Raw genomic sequence first — 17,793 nt, 5'->3', positions numbered from 1 at the left:
TGTTGTATTCCCTGTGGATCTACCCAATACATTGACGTTATTTCAGCTCAGCTGTTAACGCCAGATTCAAAGCAGTCACATTCACACGCGGCTCACCGAATATGCCCAGCTGTCGCCCTTGTGTATGTTCTTCCACGATCTTGGCAAGCTCTTGCTCACCAAGGCCCGTTGCCTGACTAATCCGCGGAATCTGTGCTTTTGCTGCTTCCGGTGACAGATCCGGGTCAAGACCGGAACCGGAACCTGTCACGAGATCTGCAGGAATGTACTGCAAGCCCGGATTCTCTTGCTTGAGCTGAGCCACCTTTTCCTTCATTTCAACAATATACGCCTCCGAAGCCACGGCACGATTGGAACCAGCTGATGCAGTTCCATCATAATTGGCGTTCGATGCCCGGGGCTGGAACAGCCCCGGCGATTTCACTTCCTGCGATAGCAGCGACGAACCGATGGTTTTCCCGTCAGTTGTGATTAGACTGCCGTTGGCCTGATTCGAGAAGAGCAGCTGCGCCACTCCGGTTGTAACCAGCGGGTAGATCATACCGCATATCAGCATAAGCACGACAGACAGTCGAATGGCGGGCAGTACCTGTTTCATATGAATCACATCCTGAAATTATTATTAGTTGTACCTTTACACCAAATGAAGTCCCGAAAGCACCAGATCAATCAGCTTAATACCGATAAACGGTACGATTACACCGCCCACACCATAGATGAACACATTCCGTCCAAGCAGCCGCTCCGCCGACATGGCCCGATACTTCACACCCCGCATGGCAATTGGGATTAGCAGTGGAATAATGATGGCGTTGAAAATCAGCGCTGACAGAATTGCGGACTGCGGCGAAGCGAGATTCATAATATTGAGTGCCTGAAGCTGCGGCATCGCTAAAATAAACATCGCCGGGATGATAGCAAAATACTTGGCAATATCATTGGATATCGAAAAGGTCGTCAGTGCGCCGCGAGTAATGAGCAGCTGCTTGCCAATGGAGACCACCGACAACAGTTTGGTTGGGTCGGAATCAAGATCAATCATGTTGGCCGCTTCCTTGGCCGCCATGGTGCCCGAATTCATCGCCAGGCCCACATCGGCCTGCGCCAGAGCAGGAGCATCGTTGGTACCGTCGCCGGTCATGGCGACGAGCTTGCCCTCCTGCTGCTCTTTTTTGATCGCTGTAATCTTGTCTTCCGGCTTGGCTTCGGCAATAAAATCATCCACGCCCGCTTCCAGCGCAATGGTCGCCGCTGTCAGGGGGTTATCCCCTGTACACATGATCGTCTTGATGCCCATGGAGCGCATCTCCGCAAACTTCTCTTTCAGCCCCGGCTTCACCGTGTCTTTCAAATAGATCACACCATAAATCTGATCATCAATCGCAACCGCAAGCGGTGTTCCCCCAGCTTTTGCAATTCGGTTAGCTATATCGTCCAAATCGCCGGGGATCCGTCCCCCACGGGAGGAAATATGGCGTTTGATCGCATCCACCGCACCTTTGCGGATCTGCTTCCCACCGCTTAGATTCAGACCCGACATGCGGGTCTCTGCCGTGAAGTTCACATGTTCTGCATCTGCATATTCCGTCTCCGCCCAGTTCTCGCCCTGCTTGCCAGCCAATTCAACAACCGAGCGTCCCTCTGGTGTCTCATCCACTACGGAAGCTTGCAGAGCGGCCCTGGTCATCTCCTGTGCAGATACGCCCTGAACGGGAATAAACTCCGAGGCCATGCGGTTGCCGTACGTAATTGTTCCGGTTTTGTCCAGGATCAGCGTATCAATATCGCCTGCCGCTTCCACCGCTTTACCCGACATGGCGAGTACATTAAACTGCGTGACACGGTCCATGCCCGCAATACCGATCGCAGATAACAGCCCGCCAATCGTAGTCGGAATCAGACAGACAAGCAATGCGATAAGGGTAGCCAGATCAAGCCGGATGCCCAGATAATTCGCCATTGGCACCATGGTCATGATGACAATCAGGAATATCAGGGTCAACACGGCGAGCAGTGTTGTCAGCGCAATTTCATTCGGCGTTTTCTGGCGCTGTGCGCCTTCAACGAGTGAGATCATCCGGTCAAGGAATGACTCCCCCGGATCGGTCTGCACACGCATCACAATATAGTCGGAATTAACCCGCGTGCCTCCTGTAACGGAGGAAAAGTCACCGCCCGCCTCTTTGATTACGGGAGCCGATTCCCCGGTAATGGCGGACTCGTCGATAGAGGCCAGGCCTTCAATAATCTCTCCGTCCGTGGGAATCAGTTCGCCTGCTTCTACACGGACGATATCTCCTTTTTTCAACTGGGTCGAAGACACTTGTTTGATAGTTCCGTCTTTCTGTACCAGCTTCGCAGTGGTGTCCGATTTCGTCTTGCGCAGCGTATCTGCCTGAGCTTTGCCCCGTCCCTCTGCCAGTGCTTCAGCAAAGTTGGCAAACAGCAGCGTGAACAACAGGATGAGAAACACCGCGATGTTGTACCCCCATCCTGCCTCAGATGCAACAAATAGATCCGGATTGATACATAACAGCAATGTGATGAGTGTGCCAACTTCGACAATAAACATCACCGGATTTTTGATCATGACGACCGGGTTCAGCTTCTTGAAGGCATCCAGAGATGCCTGGAGCAGAATGTCCCGACTTAATGTTTTGCTTCTTTTGGGCGTACCGGGATCCGTACCCGTACCTCTCGTTCCTTTACCCTGGGTTCTGATCGTGCCTCTGTCTAATCCTTCCACCGTCTGCTCCTTCTTTCGTTCCACAACATTCATTGTGATAATCCACCTCCGCACTTTACATCCTTGCTCCTTTTCCCATAACCGACCACCGTACCGTTCATCATCGAATCATCGCCAAATGCTCTGCAATCGGTCCAAGTGCCAGTGATGGGAAGAACGTCAACGCTCCAACTACCACAATCATCATCACCAGAATACCTGCAAAAAGAGGCGTGTGCGTACGCAGTGTACCCGTTGTTACGGGAACAATTCGTTTGGTGGCCAGTGATCCGGCAATGGCGAGCATCGCGATCATGGAAATGTATCTTCCAAGCAGCATCACCACACCAATGGCGATGTTGTAAAAGTCCGTGTTGGCATTCAACCCGGCAAACGCCGATCCATTATTGGCAGCTCCGGATGCAAAAGCATATAACACCTCGGTCAGACCATGCATGCCTGAATTCGAAATAGAAGCAACAGATTCAGGACGCATAAGCGCCAGCGCGGTCGGGGCCAGAATAATCAAAGGATGAACAAGCAGCGCGATGGACGCGAGCTTCACTTCCTTGCCCTCAATTTTTTTGCCCAGAAATTCTGGGGTCCGCCCAACCATCAGCCCACAGATAAATACGGCCAGAATCACATAGAGCAGTCCGTTGAGCAAACCTACTCCTTTACCACCGAATACGTTGTTCAGCATCATCTCAGCCAGTGCAACCATGCCACCAAGCGGGGTGAGCGACTCATGCATATTGTTCACCGACCCGGTTGTGGCTGCTGTAGTCACTGCTGTGAAGAGTGCCGATTCGGATACTCCGAACCTGACTTCCTTTCCTTCCATATTACTTTGGATTCCCACCGCATCCAGCGCTGGCACACCGCGATATTCCGACACAAAGACCGTGGTCAGCATCACGAGGAAAAGTAAACTCATCGCCGCAAACAGCGTCCAGCCCTGCTTCCGGTTGTTCACCATGATGCCGAAGGCGTAAACCAGCGCAGTAGGAAGCAGCATCATGCAGACGATATGCACCAGGTTCGACAACGCCGTAGGGTTCTCAAACGGATGCGCGGCATTGGTTCCGAACCAGCCTCCACCATTGGTACCCAAGTGCTTGATCGACTCCAGCGAAGCGACCAGCCCGCGGCTAATCGTCTGCTGTGCCCCATCCAGCGTGGTCGCGTTCACCGCTCCCGCCAGTGTCTGCGGCACACCCTGGAATACGAGGAACAACGCCACAATGAAGCTCAGCGGCAAAAAGATTCTCGTAATCGACCGTACCACGTCGACGTAAAAGTTCCCCAGTTCATCCCGTCGGCCCACCAGGCCGCGAATGAAGGCAATAGCGACCGCGAATCCGGTCGCGGCTGAGGTGAACATCGGAAACGTCACGGCCAGCATCTGTGATAGATATGACAGAGCGTTCTCGCCCGTGTAAGACTGCCAGTTCGTGTTAGTCATGAACGATGCAGCTGTATTAAAGGCCTGTGCGGCAGGCATATTGCCGATGCCATCCGGGTTGAGTGGCAAATACTTTTGCAGCCGCAGCACCAGAAACATCAATAACAGCATGACGAAGTTCGAAATGAGCACGGCTGACAGGTACTTTTTCCAACCCATCGACTCGTTCTCCTTCACCCCCATCAATCGATACAGCAATCGCTCGGGCCCGCCAAATATCCGATCCAGTCCAGTTCGTTTGCCGTCAAACACCTTCACCAGATAACTTCCCACTGGTTTCACCAGCAGTATGATGATCAGCAGCGTCACCGCCACTTGTAATAAACCGCTACTCATATCCGCATTTCCTCCCTAAAATCGACGATCCGAGTGCTTCTGGTTTCGTGCCCCAAGCGGCCATCAGAATTTCTCTGGCCTCACTAGCACATAACCAAGATAGACTACCAGTGCGAGCACAATCATGCCGATGACGATCATACGGCTCCTCCCCTTTCATGCCCTATGCATTCATGCTTTCTCACAAAACTTCACAAATCCCCAGAACACCACAAACAACAGCACAACCAGCCCAATGATCATGGCATCCTTCACCATGTGCTCTCCTCCCTCTCTCTACCGTTCTTGCAACCTTCTACATATGAAATCGTAATACGAAACACTGTAAAAAGGGGGTAAAGAAATACCAGCCAGGGTGTAAAAAAAGCGTAAAAAAGACCCGTTTCCTCCAGCCATCAGCTGAAGGAAACGGGTCTATGTATATTGAGTGCCCTTCATCCAAACGGATTCTGGGCCCATTGCAGCAGTCTCTTCCGGGTAATTTTCCCGTGTGACGTATGTTGAATAACTTGGCCGCCGTCCAGCAGCAGGACTTGAGGCGATTCATGGTGAATCTCGGTATCTTCCGCAATACGTCGGGACAGCGAGCGGCTTTCGATGACTTTGACGATCCGGTACTCCATCTTCTGTGCGGGATCTGATGCATTCGAGCCCACAAAGGCCATAAACTCCCTGTATGCTCTCGCACTGATTGGACAAGTTGTACTGTGTTTCAGCAGCAGCACCGGATGATCCTGTGACCGCTCAAGCACCTCTTCCCATTCCTCCTGCTTATGCAATTCCTGGACATGTTCACTCAGCATATCATCCAGCCTCAGGCCTGCACGTTTGCTAGCGACAGCTCCGACCACGACGCCCAGTGCCACACCGAAGGCAATCCCGAGAGCGATCTGGTTCGTTGCTGCACCAATACTCGTTCCTATGACAATACCGACCCCGAGCCAAAGAGTTTGAGGATTCGCTTTTTTATCCATGGAGATCATCCTCCTTGAAGTTATTTATAAGATACTATTACTTTAATGTAGGTTCAGTCGTTCATTTGCCTGTATAAAATGGCTATGGTAACATAAGAATAGACAACATGGAGAGGTAAAACCCTCTTACGGCGCGCGTCTATTCAGATGCAGAGCAAATCCCACCACAGGCAGTCAACCTGTTTAACGGTGGGTTTTTATTTATGAATTCTTTGCGGCAATTCCCACCCGTTGTCTACCAAAATTATACCATAGGCGCCTACCCAGGCGCTTTTATATTCCTCATCGAAGGGTCCAGTTTTGTGATACACTGAGTGTAATTTGGCAACGATGAACATGAAGAACTGATTGGAAAGGCGGAAATTCGTTATGGCATATGCTTTTATGATCGAACCGCAGTATTATACCGCTTTGGAGAACGAAGACGAGCTGATTGAGAAGTGCCAGGAATGGGGCTTGCTTTCGGAAAAAGCAACGAAGGTCAAAACGTTCTATTATAAAGGGAATGGGCTGAACATGCCTTGCACCATCGTTGGCTTTGTCGATCATATGGCAGCAGTCATTCAATTGGACAATGATCAGAAACACTGCATTCATCCGTCTTATCTGAAAGAAATGCAGGCTTCTGGCTATAATGTAAAAAATCCGGTCGGAGCAGGCACGGCAAAGGACAAATCTAATGAACCAGTCGCTACAACCAACTTAGAAGAGCTTCCTAGCTCCGATACTGCACAAGACTCTGTTACTGATTCCTATTCGGATAAGATTCCATCCGGTATAAGTGACTTTGATTCCGAACTGGATGTGGAAACGGATGACGATGATACCTCTGCTCTAAAAGGCGACCCTGACGGTCTTGTGGAAGAATATGTTGGACCTGCTAATGCAACAAGCAGTGCTGCTAAACCAAAGGCCAAAACCGCAGGTAAAGCTAAATCGCTTAAGATTGAATTGCCGGAGGGTAAAGTGAAAATGTCTGCTGTTGTGAAGGAATTTACGACCGTGCCGAACCACTTCTCCGACAATGATGATGAAGTCATTATCTATGAAGCTGTTACAATTACGGAGCCCGAAGTTGTTGACGTTGGCGAAGCCTGGTCCAGTCACAGTGCCACGATCAAGAAGCAGGAGCTTGAGGTTGGCGATGTGCTTACTTTTGAAGCAAAGATTATCAAGAAAAAGCTGGCCAAGAACCCTGTTCCCTACAAAATCAACAATCCTTCCAAGATTCAGAAAGAATAAAAGTCAAAAAAAACCTCCAGACATGTTACTCATGTTCTGGAGGTTTTGTAGTTCAATCATATATATCAGGGACACTAACTTACAATTTACTGATGGTTGGCTGCAACACAGCTGATCTGGAACTGAACGCCAAATTTATCGATAACCATACCGTAGGCTGGACTCCAGAATGTCTCTTGTATTGGCATCTTCACTTCGCCACCGTCTTGCAACTGGTTGAAAATTGCTTTGGCTTCATCGGCAGTATCTGTGTTCACCGTAACGTTTACATGATTACCCACAATATAAGGCATACCAGGGAATGTATCGGATAACATCAATACAGAACTGCCAATCTGCAAAGAAGCATGCATAATGCGGTCTTTCGCTTCGGGAGGAACGGGGTGGTCTGGGTTGGAAGGACCATCACCAAATGTCTGGAGAGCCAACACTTCCGCTCCAAATGCCTTTTTATAAAATTCCACTGCTTCACGTCCGTTACCATCCGTTACAAGATACACATTCAAGCTAATCGCCATTCGTGCTTCATCTCCTTGATATCATGTAATTGAACCATTCCTGCCACTTGCGACAAGAGTATATACGAATAGGTTGTCCATTGACAAGAAGGTATTTCCACAAGCTACTCTAAGAACAAGTTCCCCTCTGCAAACAGGCTCTGACCACTCTTCGTTTAACTCCCAGTGGTACTGGGTCCCAAAGTTTATTCATTGGTATGATTGTCCTGTAATCCTTATTTTATCCTCGGTGTTTTCGAAAAAAAAACCACTCTCCCGAATCCTGTCGGTAAAATGGCTGCGGTCGATCCTATGAGGTTAGCGCGTTTTTACGATGCTATCTATTTCACTTTTCAACAAGAGGTATCGGTGAACACTTCTCATGATCGGGACCTTAGTTAGTTTATTCTTGTCTACATAAAGTTTCATCTGATCTTTGGTCAGACCGAGCAAACTCCCTGCTTCAGATACCGTCAATACAACCTCGGGATTCGTAGCATTAAACGTTTTTTTCACTTTCTGGTTCCAGTCCTCGAATACCTGCATAGATCAGTGATCTCCCCTATCCATAGCCAGTCATTTTCCAGGCTGAATAGATCCATTATACCATACTTGTGATGATCGTAACTTAATCCTTATCGTGAACCAATTAATGTTAATGTTTTAGGCTTCGCAGCCAAACACCTCGAACTGACTTAATGCCGGAAATGGAGAGGGATCTGACGACTTGATCAGTTGCTTAACGTTACCCATTCCACATGTATACTACCAACATAAGAAGTGCAAAAAGAGCCACTTCCTTAAAGTGGCCCCACGATGTAAAACTAATGATTGCCTTAAGCCTCTTCCCAGAAGCGACGCAGGTTGCTCATGGCAATTTTGGAAGCAGATTTGCATTCCTCCATGCCCTCAAACTCAATCGTAATGTTACCATCATAACCGGAGTCTTTAATGAGCCTCACAATTTTGCGGATTGGAATATCCCCTTGCCCCACAATGGCACCACGCAGGAAGTTGCCGTAAGCGGTTGTAAACCATTCCCCTTCACCCGGATGCTCATCATAAGGGCGGAAATAAAAGTCCTTGAAGTGAACCAGAGAAGCGTACGGCAGATTTTTCATGACCCCGATAATCGGATTCTCATCCACGCACATGAAGTTGCCGATATCGAGTGTCGTTTTGAAGTTGGGACGATCTACGGCATGAAGCACACGCTGCACACGGTCACTGGCCTGCACACTGAAGCCGTGATTCTCAATGGTTGTTGTAATGCCAAACTGTGCAGCATAATCAGCAATGATCTGGCTTCCCTTCACCATCAGCGGCAAATTTTCCTCAAACCAGGCAATGGTCATTTTCTCCTTGGGCAAAGTAAACGCCGTTACGTCATGACGCATATGCTTTACACCCATGCGGTGTACAACATCGACATGTCTTTTGACCCGAGCTATCTCTTCTTCAAAAGCTTCTTCCGTCTCCTGCACGAAATTCGCAGGCATCGAATAGTTGGACAGCTCAATACCCACAGAAGCAGCCCGCTCCCGAATGGCGTCGGCGAGATCAGGATTGTCCTCCACGGTGTAACCATAAGGAACCATCTCCATATGTTCGCCACCATTTGCAGCAATCCAGTCGATGATATCCAGAACCGTCATTTCACCCGAATTCAGATCGTTCAACAAGCTATACGTACTCAGGCCCACTTTCATCTGCTCAGCTCCCTATCGGTATTGTTGGATAAACTTAACCGCTTTGCGAATGTCCTGCTCCGGCTGATCGCCTACCTCGCGTTCAATCGTCAGATAACCTTTGTAGCCAATATCCCGAAGGGCTGCAAAGTAGGCGTCAAAATCCACACTGCCCTCGCCCAGCGGTACCTCACGGAAGAACGTCCCGGAAGAGACCATTTCGGCAATTTTCTCATGATCCATAGGTGCATATCCCACTGCTCCGTATACGTCTCTCGGGTCTACTTCCTTCAAGCGCACACCATCTTTCACATGGGTATGCACAATATAATCCTTGAGCAGATGAACGCCTCGTGCAGGGTCATCTCCGGTAACCATCACCATGTTCGCCGGGTCAAAATTCACCGAAACCCCGTTAGTCGATAGGGTATCCAGAAATCCTTTCAGGTCTGCTGCCGTTTCCGGTCCCGTCTCAATCGCGAAGTAGGCTCCTGCGCTTTTGGCGTATTGGCCCAGTTCCTCACATGCAGCATGCAGTGTGGCATACACTTCGGAGGAAGGATCGTGCGGAACAATACCGATATGTGTTGTGACGATATTCGTACCTAGATCCAGAGCAAGATCCACGATGCGCTTGGACTTCTCTACTTTCCACGGATTATCTTCCTTGACCTGAAACCCGTGACCGCCCAAATCGCCAACCAGGGCAGAAATTTCAAGACCAAGAGAATCGATATAACTTCTTAACTCCTTACGGGCTGCGGGAGAGAGATTTTCGGGGTCCATCTCTCCATGGACTGCATAGATCTGTACGCCTTCTGCACCTACATCCTTCGCTTTGCTTAACCCTTCACGTACACCTACACCGAAGCTATCCACGATAACGCCAATCTTGTTTGTTAATTTCATGCCATACCCTCCCGTTAAATCAGTATTTGTTTTTTCATTCCTGGTGAGCCTTCATGATGGACGGAATGCTCTATTAAATTTTCGACCCCTACCCGGTCACTCCTTTTTCTCCGATCATTTCTTATCCGATTTCCTGAGACTAATCTGCTGAAACCAGCTTCACGGTTTGAATTTCATATGGCTTGAACGTCAGCTCAAACTTCCCTTCATGACAAGCCAATGGCATGATTTCATCTTCCAACAGATTGACCACAGACGTCTGAACACGCGCGTCAGCCCATTGAATTTGAACCGTTTCTCTTCCACCAGATGACTCATAGAAACGAAGTACCGTTCCCGTGCCGTCTTCGGAAGCCTTGATTGTATCCAGAATGACATGTTCACTATGGAAATGGACCCAGCTATGTTCTGCTGGCAATGTGCCAGAGTGTCGTTCACTCGCAACAACCTTGACCGGATGATTTAACTCCATCGCACGTCGTACCACACCCGCTTCACGCCAATCCCCCTGATGCGGCAGCAGGGAATAAGTAAATTCATGCTCACCCTGGTCAGCATGTTCATCCGGCCATTTGGGAGCACGGAGCAGGGAAAGACGGATCGTCTGATCCTTGATGTCATATCCATATTTACAATCGTTCAGCAGGCTTACACCACTGTTGCCCTCAGAGATATCCGCCCAGCGGTGACCACATACTTCAAACTGGGCCTGCTCCCAGCTGGTGTTGTTATGGGTTGGCCGCTCCAGCGCACCAAACGGAATTTCGTAGGCTGCTTTCGCTGATACCAGATCAACAGGAAAAGCCACTTTGAGCAGCTTATGTCTTTCTGCCCAGTTTACCTTTGTCATGAAATCAACACGTCGTTGATGACGATACAGGATGATGTCCTGGTGAATCTCCGAGTCGTTTAACTTCCAATGAAACCGAAGAACATCCTGCGTTACACCACGCTGAACTACCTCTCTGGAAATCAACTCTGCCGCTCCTGCACGTTGCGATTCAAACCGCGAATCGATATCCCAAGCATCCCAATACGTTGGCCTGTCATGGAAAAACTGCAGTTCATTCGCTTTATCGCCCGGCTTCAGCCACTCCCGTTGCATGGATTTGTCATACCAACTGGTGATCTCTCCTATATCGTTAAATTCAAGCGTGTAAAAGTCCGTTTCCCAGACAAAAGGAAAGGATTCATCCTGCTTCAATGCAGGAAGATTGGCATCCGGTGTCTGGCGCAGCCATATCGTGGCATACCCAAAGGCCGGAATGGATGGGACATAGACTGACAAGTTCAGCACGTCTCCATTTGCCTCAAGGTCACTCGCCAGACGATTACCTTGATGGTCGAACGCTGCTAAACCGCTCAGTTTCTCGTCGCCTGTAATCTTGGCGACTTCTCCCCGCTCCCAACCCAGACTATTAAATACAATATAGGGCTGACCGTCGAAGCCATCTGTCGCAATGCATTCCTCAATTCTTCCAAGGGTGCCTTCCACTGCCGATGTCCCCAGAGCAAATACTTTCGTATACTCCTCCGTAGATGTCACGTATACTTCGGGAATGGACGTCCCTGGGATAATGTCATGGAATTGATTCAACATGATCAGCTTCCAGCCTTCATCCAGATCACTTTTCGCCTGTGCTGCTTCAACTCCGGCAAATTGCCCCCAGATCTCCGCTTCCCGATACAACACTTCCGCTTTGCGATTGCTCCGTTTGTTGCGCGCATGGGTTGTATAGGTTCCACGATGCAGTTCCAGATATAAGTCGCCATGCCATTTGGGCAGCTTAGGGTTGTTGTTAGAAATTTCTTCGAAAAACGCGCCTGCTGTACTGAAATTGCTAATGGGCTGCCCAACCATGAAATGGGATCGCTCTGCGAACGCAACCATTTCGTTTGTTACCCCGCCTCCACCATCGCCATGCCCATAAAGCAGCATTTGCTCGGGATGTACATCCTTCTGCTTGTAGGATTGCCAGTGCTCATCGACATCTTTGGGCCTCGTATGTTCATTCACTCCATGATTGAGATACGCAAGCACCGAGGTGCCGTCAATACCAACCCAATGGAACAGATCATACGGGAAAACGTTGGTATCATTCCAATTGAGCTTAGTGGTCATAAAATAAGGAATGTCAGCCAGCTTGAGCAGTTGTGGCAGCGAAGCACAGTAGCCAAAAGTATCCGGAAGCCACTCGATGTTTGAACGTTTACCGAACTCCTTCAGATAAAAGTTCTGCCCGTACAAGATCTGCCGTACAAGCGATTCTCCACTTGGAATGTTCAGATCCGGCTCTACCCACATGCCACCCACCAGCTCCCAACGACCTTCGGCAATTCGGGCTTTGATTCGTTCGTACAGCTCAGGATAATGCTCTTTCACGAATGCATACAGCTGTGGTTGGCTCTGCGAATACACGAACTCCGGATACTCATCCATCAAAGTACACATCGTGGAGAAGGTGCGGCTGGACTTGCGCACAGTTTCACGCACAGGCCACAGCCAGGCAATATCGATATGGGACTGCCCAACCAGATGCATGAATCCGTCCCGGTACTCTTCCGGGTCTTCCTCCTGCACCGACTGTGCGAGCCATTCTTCCCAATGCTGCACCCACGCCGCTTCACTCCAGCGCTCCGGCTCGTTGTACATCTTATCCATCACCTGATGTATTTCCCGGACAAGACGGGTGCGCTTTAAGTCTTTCTCCGGCAATGCTCTGAGTGATTCCGTAAGTACCGTAATGCTGTACATTAGACTCTGTAGAGACGAATTAACACGAACCAAAGCGGCTCGGATGCCCTGAATTGGCGGCTGAATGACCGCCTGTCGATTCAGGGGGTCATGTGGTTCCGGTATGGGATCATACAGCTCAATCTCCAGCAAAGGCGTAACTCCCACACGGCTCTTCGGTAACGGTACATACCAATGATTTCGGTCCAGTCCGTGATAAGGCATGCCATTTACCTTCAGCAGACCTTCACCCCCGGCCTGGAAGACCAATCCGACCAGGTCTTCCTCCCAATTGGCCGGAATCTCTACGGTTTTGCTCAGAAAATAAGTCGTTCCATGGTTGCTATCGAGCGGATTCAAGCTTTCGACAGCCTCATTCTCCTGTTCATATTCATATTCCCCTGGCCGGATATACTTGGCTTTCTGTATCTGCCACTCTGGAAGTTCAATGGTATCCATCCATTGCTGCTGAGCCAGATCCTGAATAAATCTCTGAATTCGAATCATACCTCCACCCCCACCTTCTGGATGTGTAAACTGCAAGCAGTCCAGTCTCTGGAGCTGCTGCCCACCATCAGTCTGAATTCACCCGGTTCCACAACAGGCTGAAGACGGGAGTCGATCAGCTCCAGATGTTCTTTTTGCACAGGGAAGGTCACCGTCCGGGTCTGTCCCGGCTCCAGATGAATTTTACGGAATCCCTTTAGTGAAATTTCCGCCCGGGTAACCGATGCCGATACATCCGTAATATACAGCTGTACAACCTCATTTCCCGCAACCGCTCCCGTATTCGTGACCTCTACCTGTACCTCCGCTTCATCGTCTGGTCCGATCACTTCCGGCACAACTCTTACATTCTCGTACTTGAATTCCGTGTAACTCAGCCCAAAGCCGAATGGATATTGTGGTAACAAATCAGTCTCCAGATATCGCTTGCCCCGGGTGCGTTTGGCATTGTAGTTGACCGGAAGCTGGCCTACATGCTTGGGAATGGAGATGGTAAGGCGACCAGATGGATTCACATCACCGAACAGAATATCTGCGATAGCGTTGCCTCCCTCCTGCCCCGGGTACCACGCTTCCACAATGGCATCGGCATGCTCATCAATCCAGGGTTCGGCAATCGGTCGTCCGTTAATATATACGACAATAACCGGTTTCCCCAGCTTATGTACTTCCTGCACCAGATCCAATTGAACACCCATCAGATTCAGGGAAGACCGGTCAATGCCCTCGCCGCATTCCATATCGTTCCATGGATCATCCGTAACAACGGATGCCCCCGTTCGCAAATCAATGGTCCCTTCGCCAAAATCACGGCTACTTGACCCTCCCATCACCATAATGATGGTGTCTGCTTCTTCAGCACAGGCTAGCGCTTGCGCAAAGCCTTCTCTGGAATCCCCTTTGATCCGGCAGCCCGGTGCGTACAACACTTTTCCGGTGTCAGCACCAAGCTTGCGCCTAATCCCATCCAGCACCGTAACGATCTGTCCTCTCGGCTGCGGCGAGGTGTAGTCACCAAGCTGGTTATAGACATGATTCGCATTCGGGCCTATGACCGCCAGTTTTGTACCAGTTTTGCTAAGCGGAAGGGTGTTTGCTTCATTTTTGAGTAAAATGATTCCCTCTTGCGCCACTTGCCTCGCCAAACGAATATGATCTTCACATCCGATGACCTGCTCTGCAAAGTCAGGATCAATGAAGGGTTGTTCGAATAAGCCCAGTCTGAACTTCATCTCCAGCACCCGCCTTACCGCCGTATCCAGATCCTTCTCTTCAATTAATCCTTGCGACAGGGCTCGCCCGAGATGCTTCCGGTACATGTACCCGGACATTTCCATGTCCACACCTGCTTTAAGTGACTGAGCAACGGCCTGCTCCCCGTTCTCCGCAGTGTTATGCCCACTAACCAGCATCTGAATCGCACCAAAATCGGTAATGACAAATCCGTCAAATCCCCATTGCTCGCGCAGGAGATCATTCAGCAGATACGAACTCGACGTACAAGGCACACCATCAATCTCGTTATACGCTGTCATGACAGAACACGCTCCGGCTTCCACCGCTTTCTTGAACGGCAGCAGATCCACCTCGTGCAGCTCGCGCAGTCCCATATGCACAGGGGCCGCATTGCGCCCCCCCTCGGAGCTGCCATAGGCCGCGAAATGTTTGAGTGTCGCCACAATTGTCCGGTTGGAATCGAGCCGGTCGCCCTGCAATCCTTTTATCGCTTCAATCGCCAATTCACCAATCAGGTACGGATCTTCCGCAAAACATTCCTCCGTCCGTCCCCATCTCGGGTCCCGCACTACATCAAGCACAGGCGAATATGTTGCCGCTCCTCCCTGGCTCCGAGTCTCCACAGCAATCGCTTCACACATCTTGCGGTACAACTCCGTGTTCCAAGCACTTCCTACCGCTAACGGTACCGGGAATACGGTTGCCCCAATGGCCATATGCCCGTGAGAACACTCTTCCCCGAATAAAATCGGGATTCCCAGCCGGGAGTTCTCCATGGCATACCGCTGAATTTCATTCGTGGCAACAGCTCCCTGTCTAGGCGTCAGGCCAGTCTCAAGCGTCACTTCCGTCCAGGGATCAGCCCGTAGTGCTCCATACAACGACCCGATCCCGCCCTCTGCGATGTCCTTTTTAAACTCATCCGTAACCTGAACAGCACCATCTGCTCCCTTCACATAAGTCTTCCACCCCATGGGCTGAATCAGCTGTCCTATCTTTTCCTCCGTTGTCATGCGTCCGAGCAGGTCTCGGGTCCGCTCCTGAATGGAAAGCGAAGCATCTTTATAGTCCATATGCACATTCTCCTTATGAGTTAGGCTTGGTTTGGCAACTGCGGTAAATACGGTGAATATGGTGAATACGATAACTCCGTTGACTCCCGTAGAATAGAACGACTATTTCCCTGTCAATTTGGCGTCCTTCAAACACCCTCACATGGCTTTGCGGTAGTCGCTAGGCGCTACACCCACCACATTTTTGAACGCCCGATTGAAGGAATTGTAATTCGTATACCCAACTTCCTCACTGATCTCCTGAATGGCCTTATCAGTTTCCAGCATGAGCTGCTTCGCCTTCTCAATGCGGTGACTAATCAGAAGATCCACGAACTTCTCACCAATTTCGTCCTTGAACAGCTTGCTTAGATATTTCGGATTGATATCGAATAGATCACTTAGATAATTCAGCGACAGCTCGGGGTTGTTGTAGTTCTGTTCAATATACTTGCGAATTTCAAGAATATGAGATCTGTGTTTTCTGGAACATTGCAGCGTCTGGATCTGCTCCGCCAAATCACGGAAGCCTTCCCAGCATAACGCGCGCAAATCATCCAACGTCTCCCATCCCTCCAACCTGGGAAGAAGTGGTGTAAATATAGAAGCCCATCGCTCCTGATATTCTCGCGGAAGTTCTGCGAACTCCCGGTTATAGTGCTGGAACAGCAACTGGATCGTATTCATAATCTCCTGGCGGGAAAGCACGGATTCACGGATCTGCTCAAACAAGCGGTCAAAATGCTTCTCCCAGACATCGTCGGACAGTCGCATCGCCTGCACCAACAAAGAGATCGTCTTCAGGAATTCATACACATCATTCGTTGAGTTCGGTACCTCCCCGCAAGAAATAATCCGGTTCATGCCGAGCACGGCCTTGTACTCCAAGGCATGTACGGCCTCCTTCAGCGAAGCTCTCAGACCACGGACATCCACTGCCACTCTCCCAATACCGATAGTTACGGTGAAGTTCAAATACTGCCCAACCCTGTCAAGATAACCGGAGAGCAGTCTCTGCTCGGTCTCCTCACCTTTCTCCATTTCGGGAATCCAGAGTATTGCATACAGACGCTGATCCGATATCCACTCAGCCCACACTTCGGTGCCCTCGTGCCTTGCACTCTCCTGCAGAATGCTGGATAACACAAATTTCAGGAGAGATTGATCCTGATTGTGGTACTCCTCCATGAACTGGGAGTACTGATCAATCTCCACCACAATTACAGCCCATCGATCCTCTAATTGCGGGAGCTTGAACCTGCTCATCTCCGCTGTAAGTTCATTTCCAGTAAAGTCCCGTGTACCCTCCAGCAGCTCCTGAAAGAAATATTTCTTCTGCAAAATCAGGTTCTCTTCATGCTCCTCCTGATATTGCTTGGTTTGATCAATCATTCGCTCAAGCGTAGTCTGGATAAAACGGAACTCGTTATCTTTCGTATAACCTACCCCTGGCTGTTTCTGCGAAGCTACCGTCTCAATCAACGTGACAATCTGCTGGATGGGCTTGTAATTTCTCCGTGTCACATAGATCACCCACACCACACCAATCAGGACAACGGCAACGGCAAAAACAAACCAGATATTATAAAATTTCAGGGCGAATTTGACGATCTTGCCATTGTTCAGTCCCGTCTGTACCTTCCAGCCACTGTAGCTGGATGTGAATTCGGAGAACACTTCCCCTGAGTCTGTTTTGGAAGAAACTGCTGTAATTCCACCCTGCATTCCTCCGTCCCACAGATTTCCTCCTGAGCGATTGAAGATATTCACGAAGGTGAACTCAGGGTCGTACATCTGCATGATGGACTTCTGCAAGGTTGGCAGATCGACGTTAACAACCACAAGGCCCGTGCCATTTCCGACACCGCGAATGAGCGTAATGACCTGTTTTCCTTCCTCGGTGGGGAACGCCTTAAAGGATCTCGCTCCCACCCACTTTTGCGTTGCTGCAGCACGGCTATCATTAATAAACGCTGCATCCGGGAATTCCTCAATCGGCACCGCCTTGCCGTTACTGAATACCGTATCGTCGTTGTATCTCACCAGATATATGGAATTAATCAGCGGATACTCTATTTTCAATTCATCAATAACCTGGACTGCCTGAATTCCGGCATACACATCCTCGCTTCCGGTTACCGAATAATAATTTTTCAGATTGGGATTGGTCAAAATATCACGCAGCACCTTGAAGTCGATGGAGCGCAGTGAATTGTCCAGATATTGCGTTACCTGTGACGCCAGGAATTCATTGGCCTTGAGTGCTTCTCTCCGGTTCTGTTCATTGAATACCTGAAAGAAAATGATAAACAGGATTGTGGTCACGATAAAAAAAACAGGCAAATACGATAGCAGCAAACGTCTAAACCAACTGTTGTTCATCTCCGAGGCCCCCCACCACTGTTTATACGCATGAGTATTTTGCATA

General features: G+C 49.6%; 13 protein-coding genes. 1 reads left to right on the top strand and 12 read right to left on the bottom strand.

The window, feature by feature from the left end:
- Positions 1–37: 37 nt before the first annotated feature.
- The 5 genes from kdpC to ytxJ all read right to left on the bottom strand — a co-directional run bounded on the left by kdpC (position 38) and on the right by ytxJ (position 5,500).
- Positions 38–598 carry a potassium-transporting ATPase subunit KdpC gene (kdpC, locus tag DC345_RS30540; RefSeq protein WP_113056340.1) on the bottom strand — a complete coding sequence of 187 codons (561 nt, stop codon included), beginning with the start codon at positions 596–598 and terminating at the stop codon, positions 38–40.
- Between the two features lie 36 nt (positions 599–634).
- Positions 635–2,779, bottom strand: a complete 2,145-nt coding sequence (kdpB, locus tag DC345_RS30535) for a potassium-transporting ATPase subunit KdpB (RefSeq protein WP_258530933.1) — start codon at positions 2,777–2,779, stop codon at positions 635–637.
- A gap of 67 nt (positions 2,780–2,846) precedes the next feature.
- Positions 2,847–4,526, bottom strand: a complete 1,680-nt coding sequence (gene kdpA / locus DC345_RS30530) for a potassium-transporting ATPase subunit KdpA (RefSeq protein ID WP_113056339.1) — start codon at positions 4,524–4,526, stop codon at positions 2,847–2,849.
- 63 nt (positions 4,527–4,589) lie between these two features.
- The gene (locus DC345_RS30525) at positions 4,590–4,652 is read right to left on the bottom strand and encodes a potassium-transporting ATPase subunit F (protein ID WP_231952816.1); all 63 of its coding nucleotides are present in this window, start codon (positions 4,650–4,652) and stop codon (positions 4,590–4,592) included.
- Between the two features lie 308 nt (positions 4,653–4,960).
- Positions 4,961–5,500, bottom strand: a complete 540-nt coding sequence (gene ytxJ / locus DC345_RS30520; protein WP_181586790.1) for a bacillithiol system redox-active protein YtxJ — start codon at positions 5,498–5,500, stop codon at positions 4,961–4,963.
- 369 nt (positions 5,501–5,869) lie between these two features.
- Between ytxJ and DC345_RS30515 the strand changes: the two genes are divergently transcribed.
- On the top strand, positions 5,870–6,742 hold the full coding sequence (locus DC345_RS30515; protein ID WP_113056337.1) for a hypothetical protein: 873 nt from the start codon (positions 5,870–5,872) through the stop codon (positions 6,740–6,742).
- Between the two features lie 86 nt (positions 6,743–6,828).
- Here DC345_RS30515 and DC345_RS30510 read toward each other — a convergent pair whose 3' ends face one another.
- The 7 genes from DC345_RS30510 to DC345_RS30480 all read right to left on the bottom strand — a co-directional run bounded on the left by DC345_RS30510 (position 6,829) and on the right by DC345_RS30480 (position 17,747).
- Positions 6,829–7,260 (bottom strand): VOC family protein, encoded by a 432-nt coding sequence (locus tag DC345_RS30510; RefSeq protein WP_076291950.1) that lies wholly within the window; start codon positions 7,258–7,260, stop codon positions 6,829–6,831.
- Between the two features lie 297 nt (positions 7,261–7,557).
- Positions 7,558–7,785: a hypothetical protein gene (locus DC345_RS30505; protein ID WP_053782996.1), complete on the bottom strand. Its 228-nt coding sequence runs from the start codon at positions 7,783–7,785 to the stop codon at positions 7,558–7,560.
- 290 nt (positions 7,786–8,075) lie between these two features.
- Positions 8,076–8,948 (bottom strand): sugar phosphate isomerase/epimerase family protein, encoded by an 873-nt coding sequence (locus DC345_RS30500; protein WP_113056336.1) that lies wholly within the window; start codon positions 8,946–8,948, stop codon positions 8,076–8,078.
- A gap of 12 nt (positions 8,949–8,960) precedes the next feature.
- On the bottom strand, positions 8,961–9,836 hold the full coding sequence (locus DC345_RS30495; RefSeq protein WP_091001471.1) for a sugar phosphate isomerase/epimerase family protein: 876 nt from the start codon (positions 9,834–9,836) through the stop codon (positions 8,961–8,963).
- Between the two features lie 139 nt (positions 9,837–9,975).
- Positions 9,976–13,077 carry an alpha-mannosidase gene (locus DC345_RS30490; protein WP_113056335.1) on the bottom strand — a complete coding sequence of 1,034 codons (3,102 nt, stop codon included), beginning with the start codon at positions 13,075–13,077 and terminating at the stop codon, positions 9,976–9,978.
- Positions 13,074–15,386 (bottom strand): glycoside hydrolase family 3 N-terminal domain-containing protein, encoded by a 2,313-nt coding sequence (locus DC345_RS30485; protein ID WP_113056334.1) that lies wholly within the window; start codon positions 15,384–15,386, stop codon positions 13,074–13,076. The genes DC345_RS30490 and DC345_RS30485 overlap by 4 nt, the downstream gene beginning before the upstream one ends.
- A gap of 138 nt (positions 15,387–15,524) precedes the next feature.
- Positions 15,525–17,747 (bottom strand): helix-turn-helix domain-containing protein, encoded by a 2,223-nt coding sequence (locus DC345_RS30480; RefSeq protein ID WP_181586789.1) that lies wholly within the window; start codon positions 17,745–17,747, stop codon positions 15,525–15,527.
- Positions 17,748–17,793: the final 46 nt, after the last annotated feature.

This window comes from Paenibacillus taichungensis, from assembly GCF_003287275.1.
Taxonomy (GTDB): Bacteria; Bacillota; Bacilli; order Paenibacillales; family Paenibacillaceae; genus Paenibacillus; species Paenibacillus taichungensis_A.
Note: the sequence above shows the minus strand (reverse complement) of the source record. Positions and strands in the feature narration are given on the sequence as shown.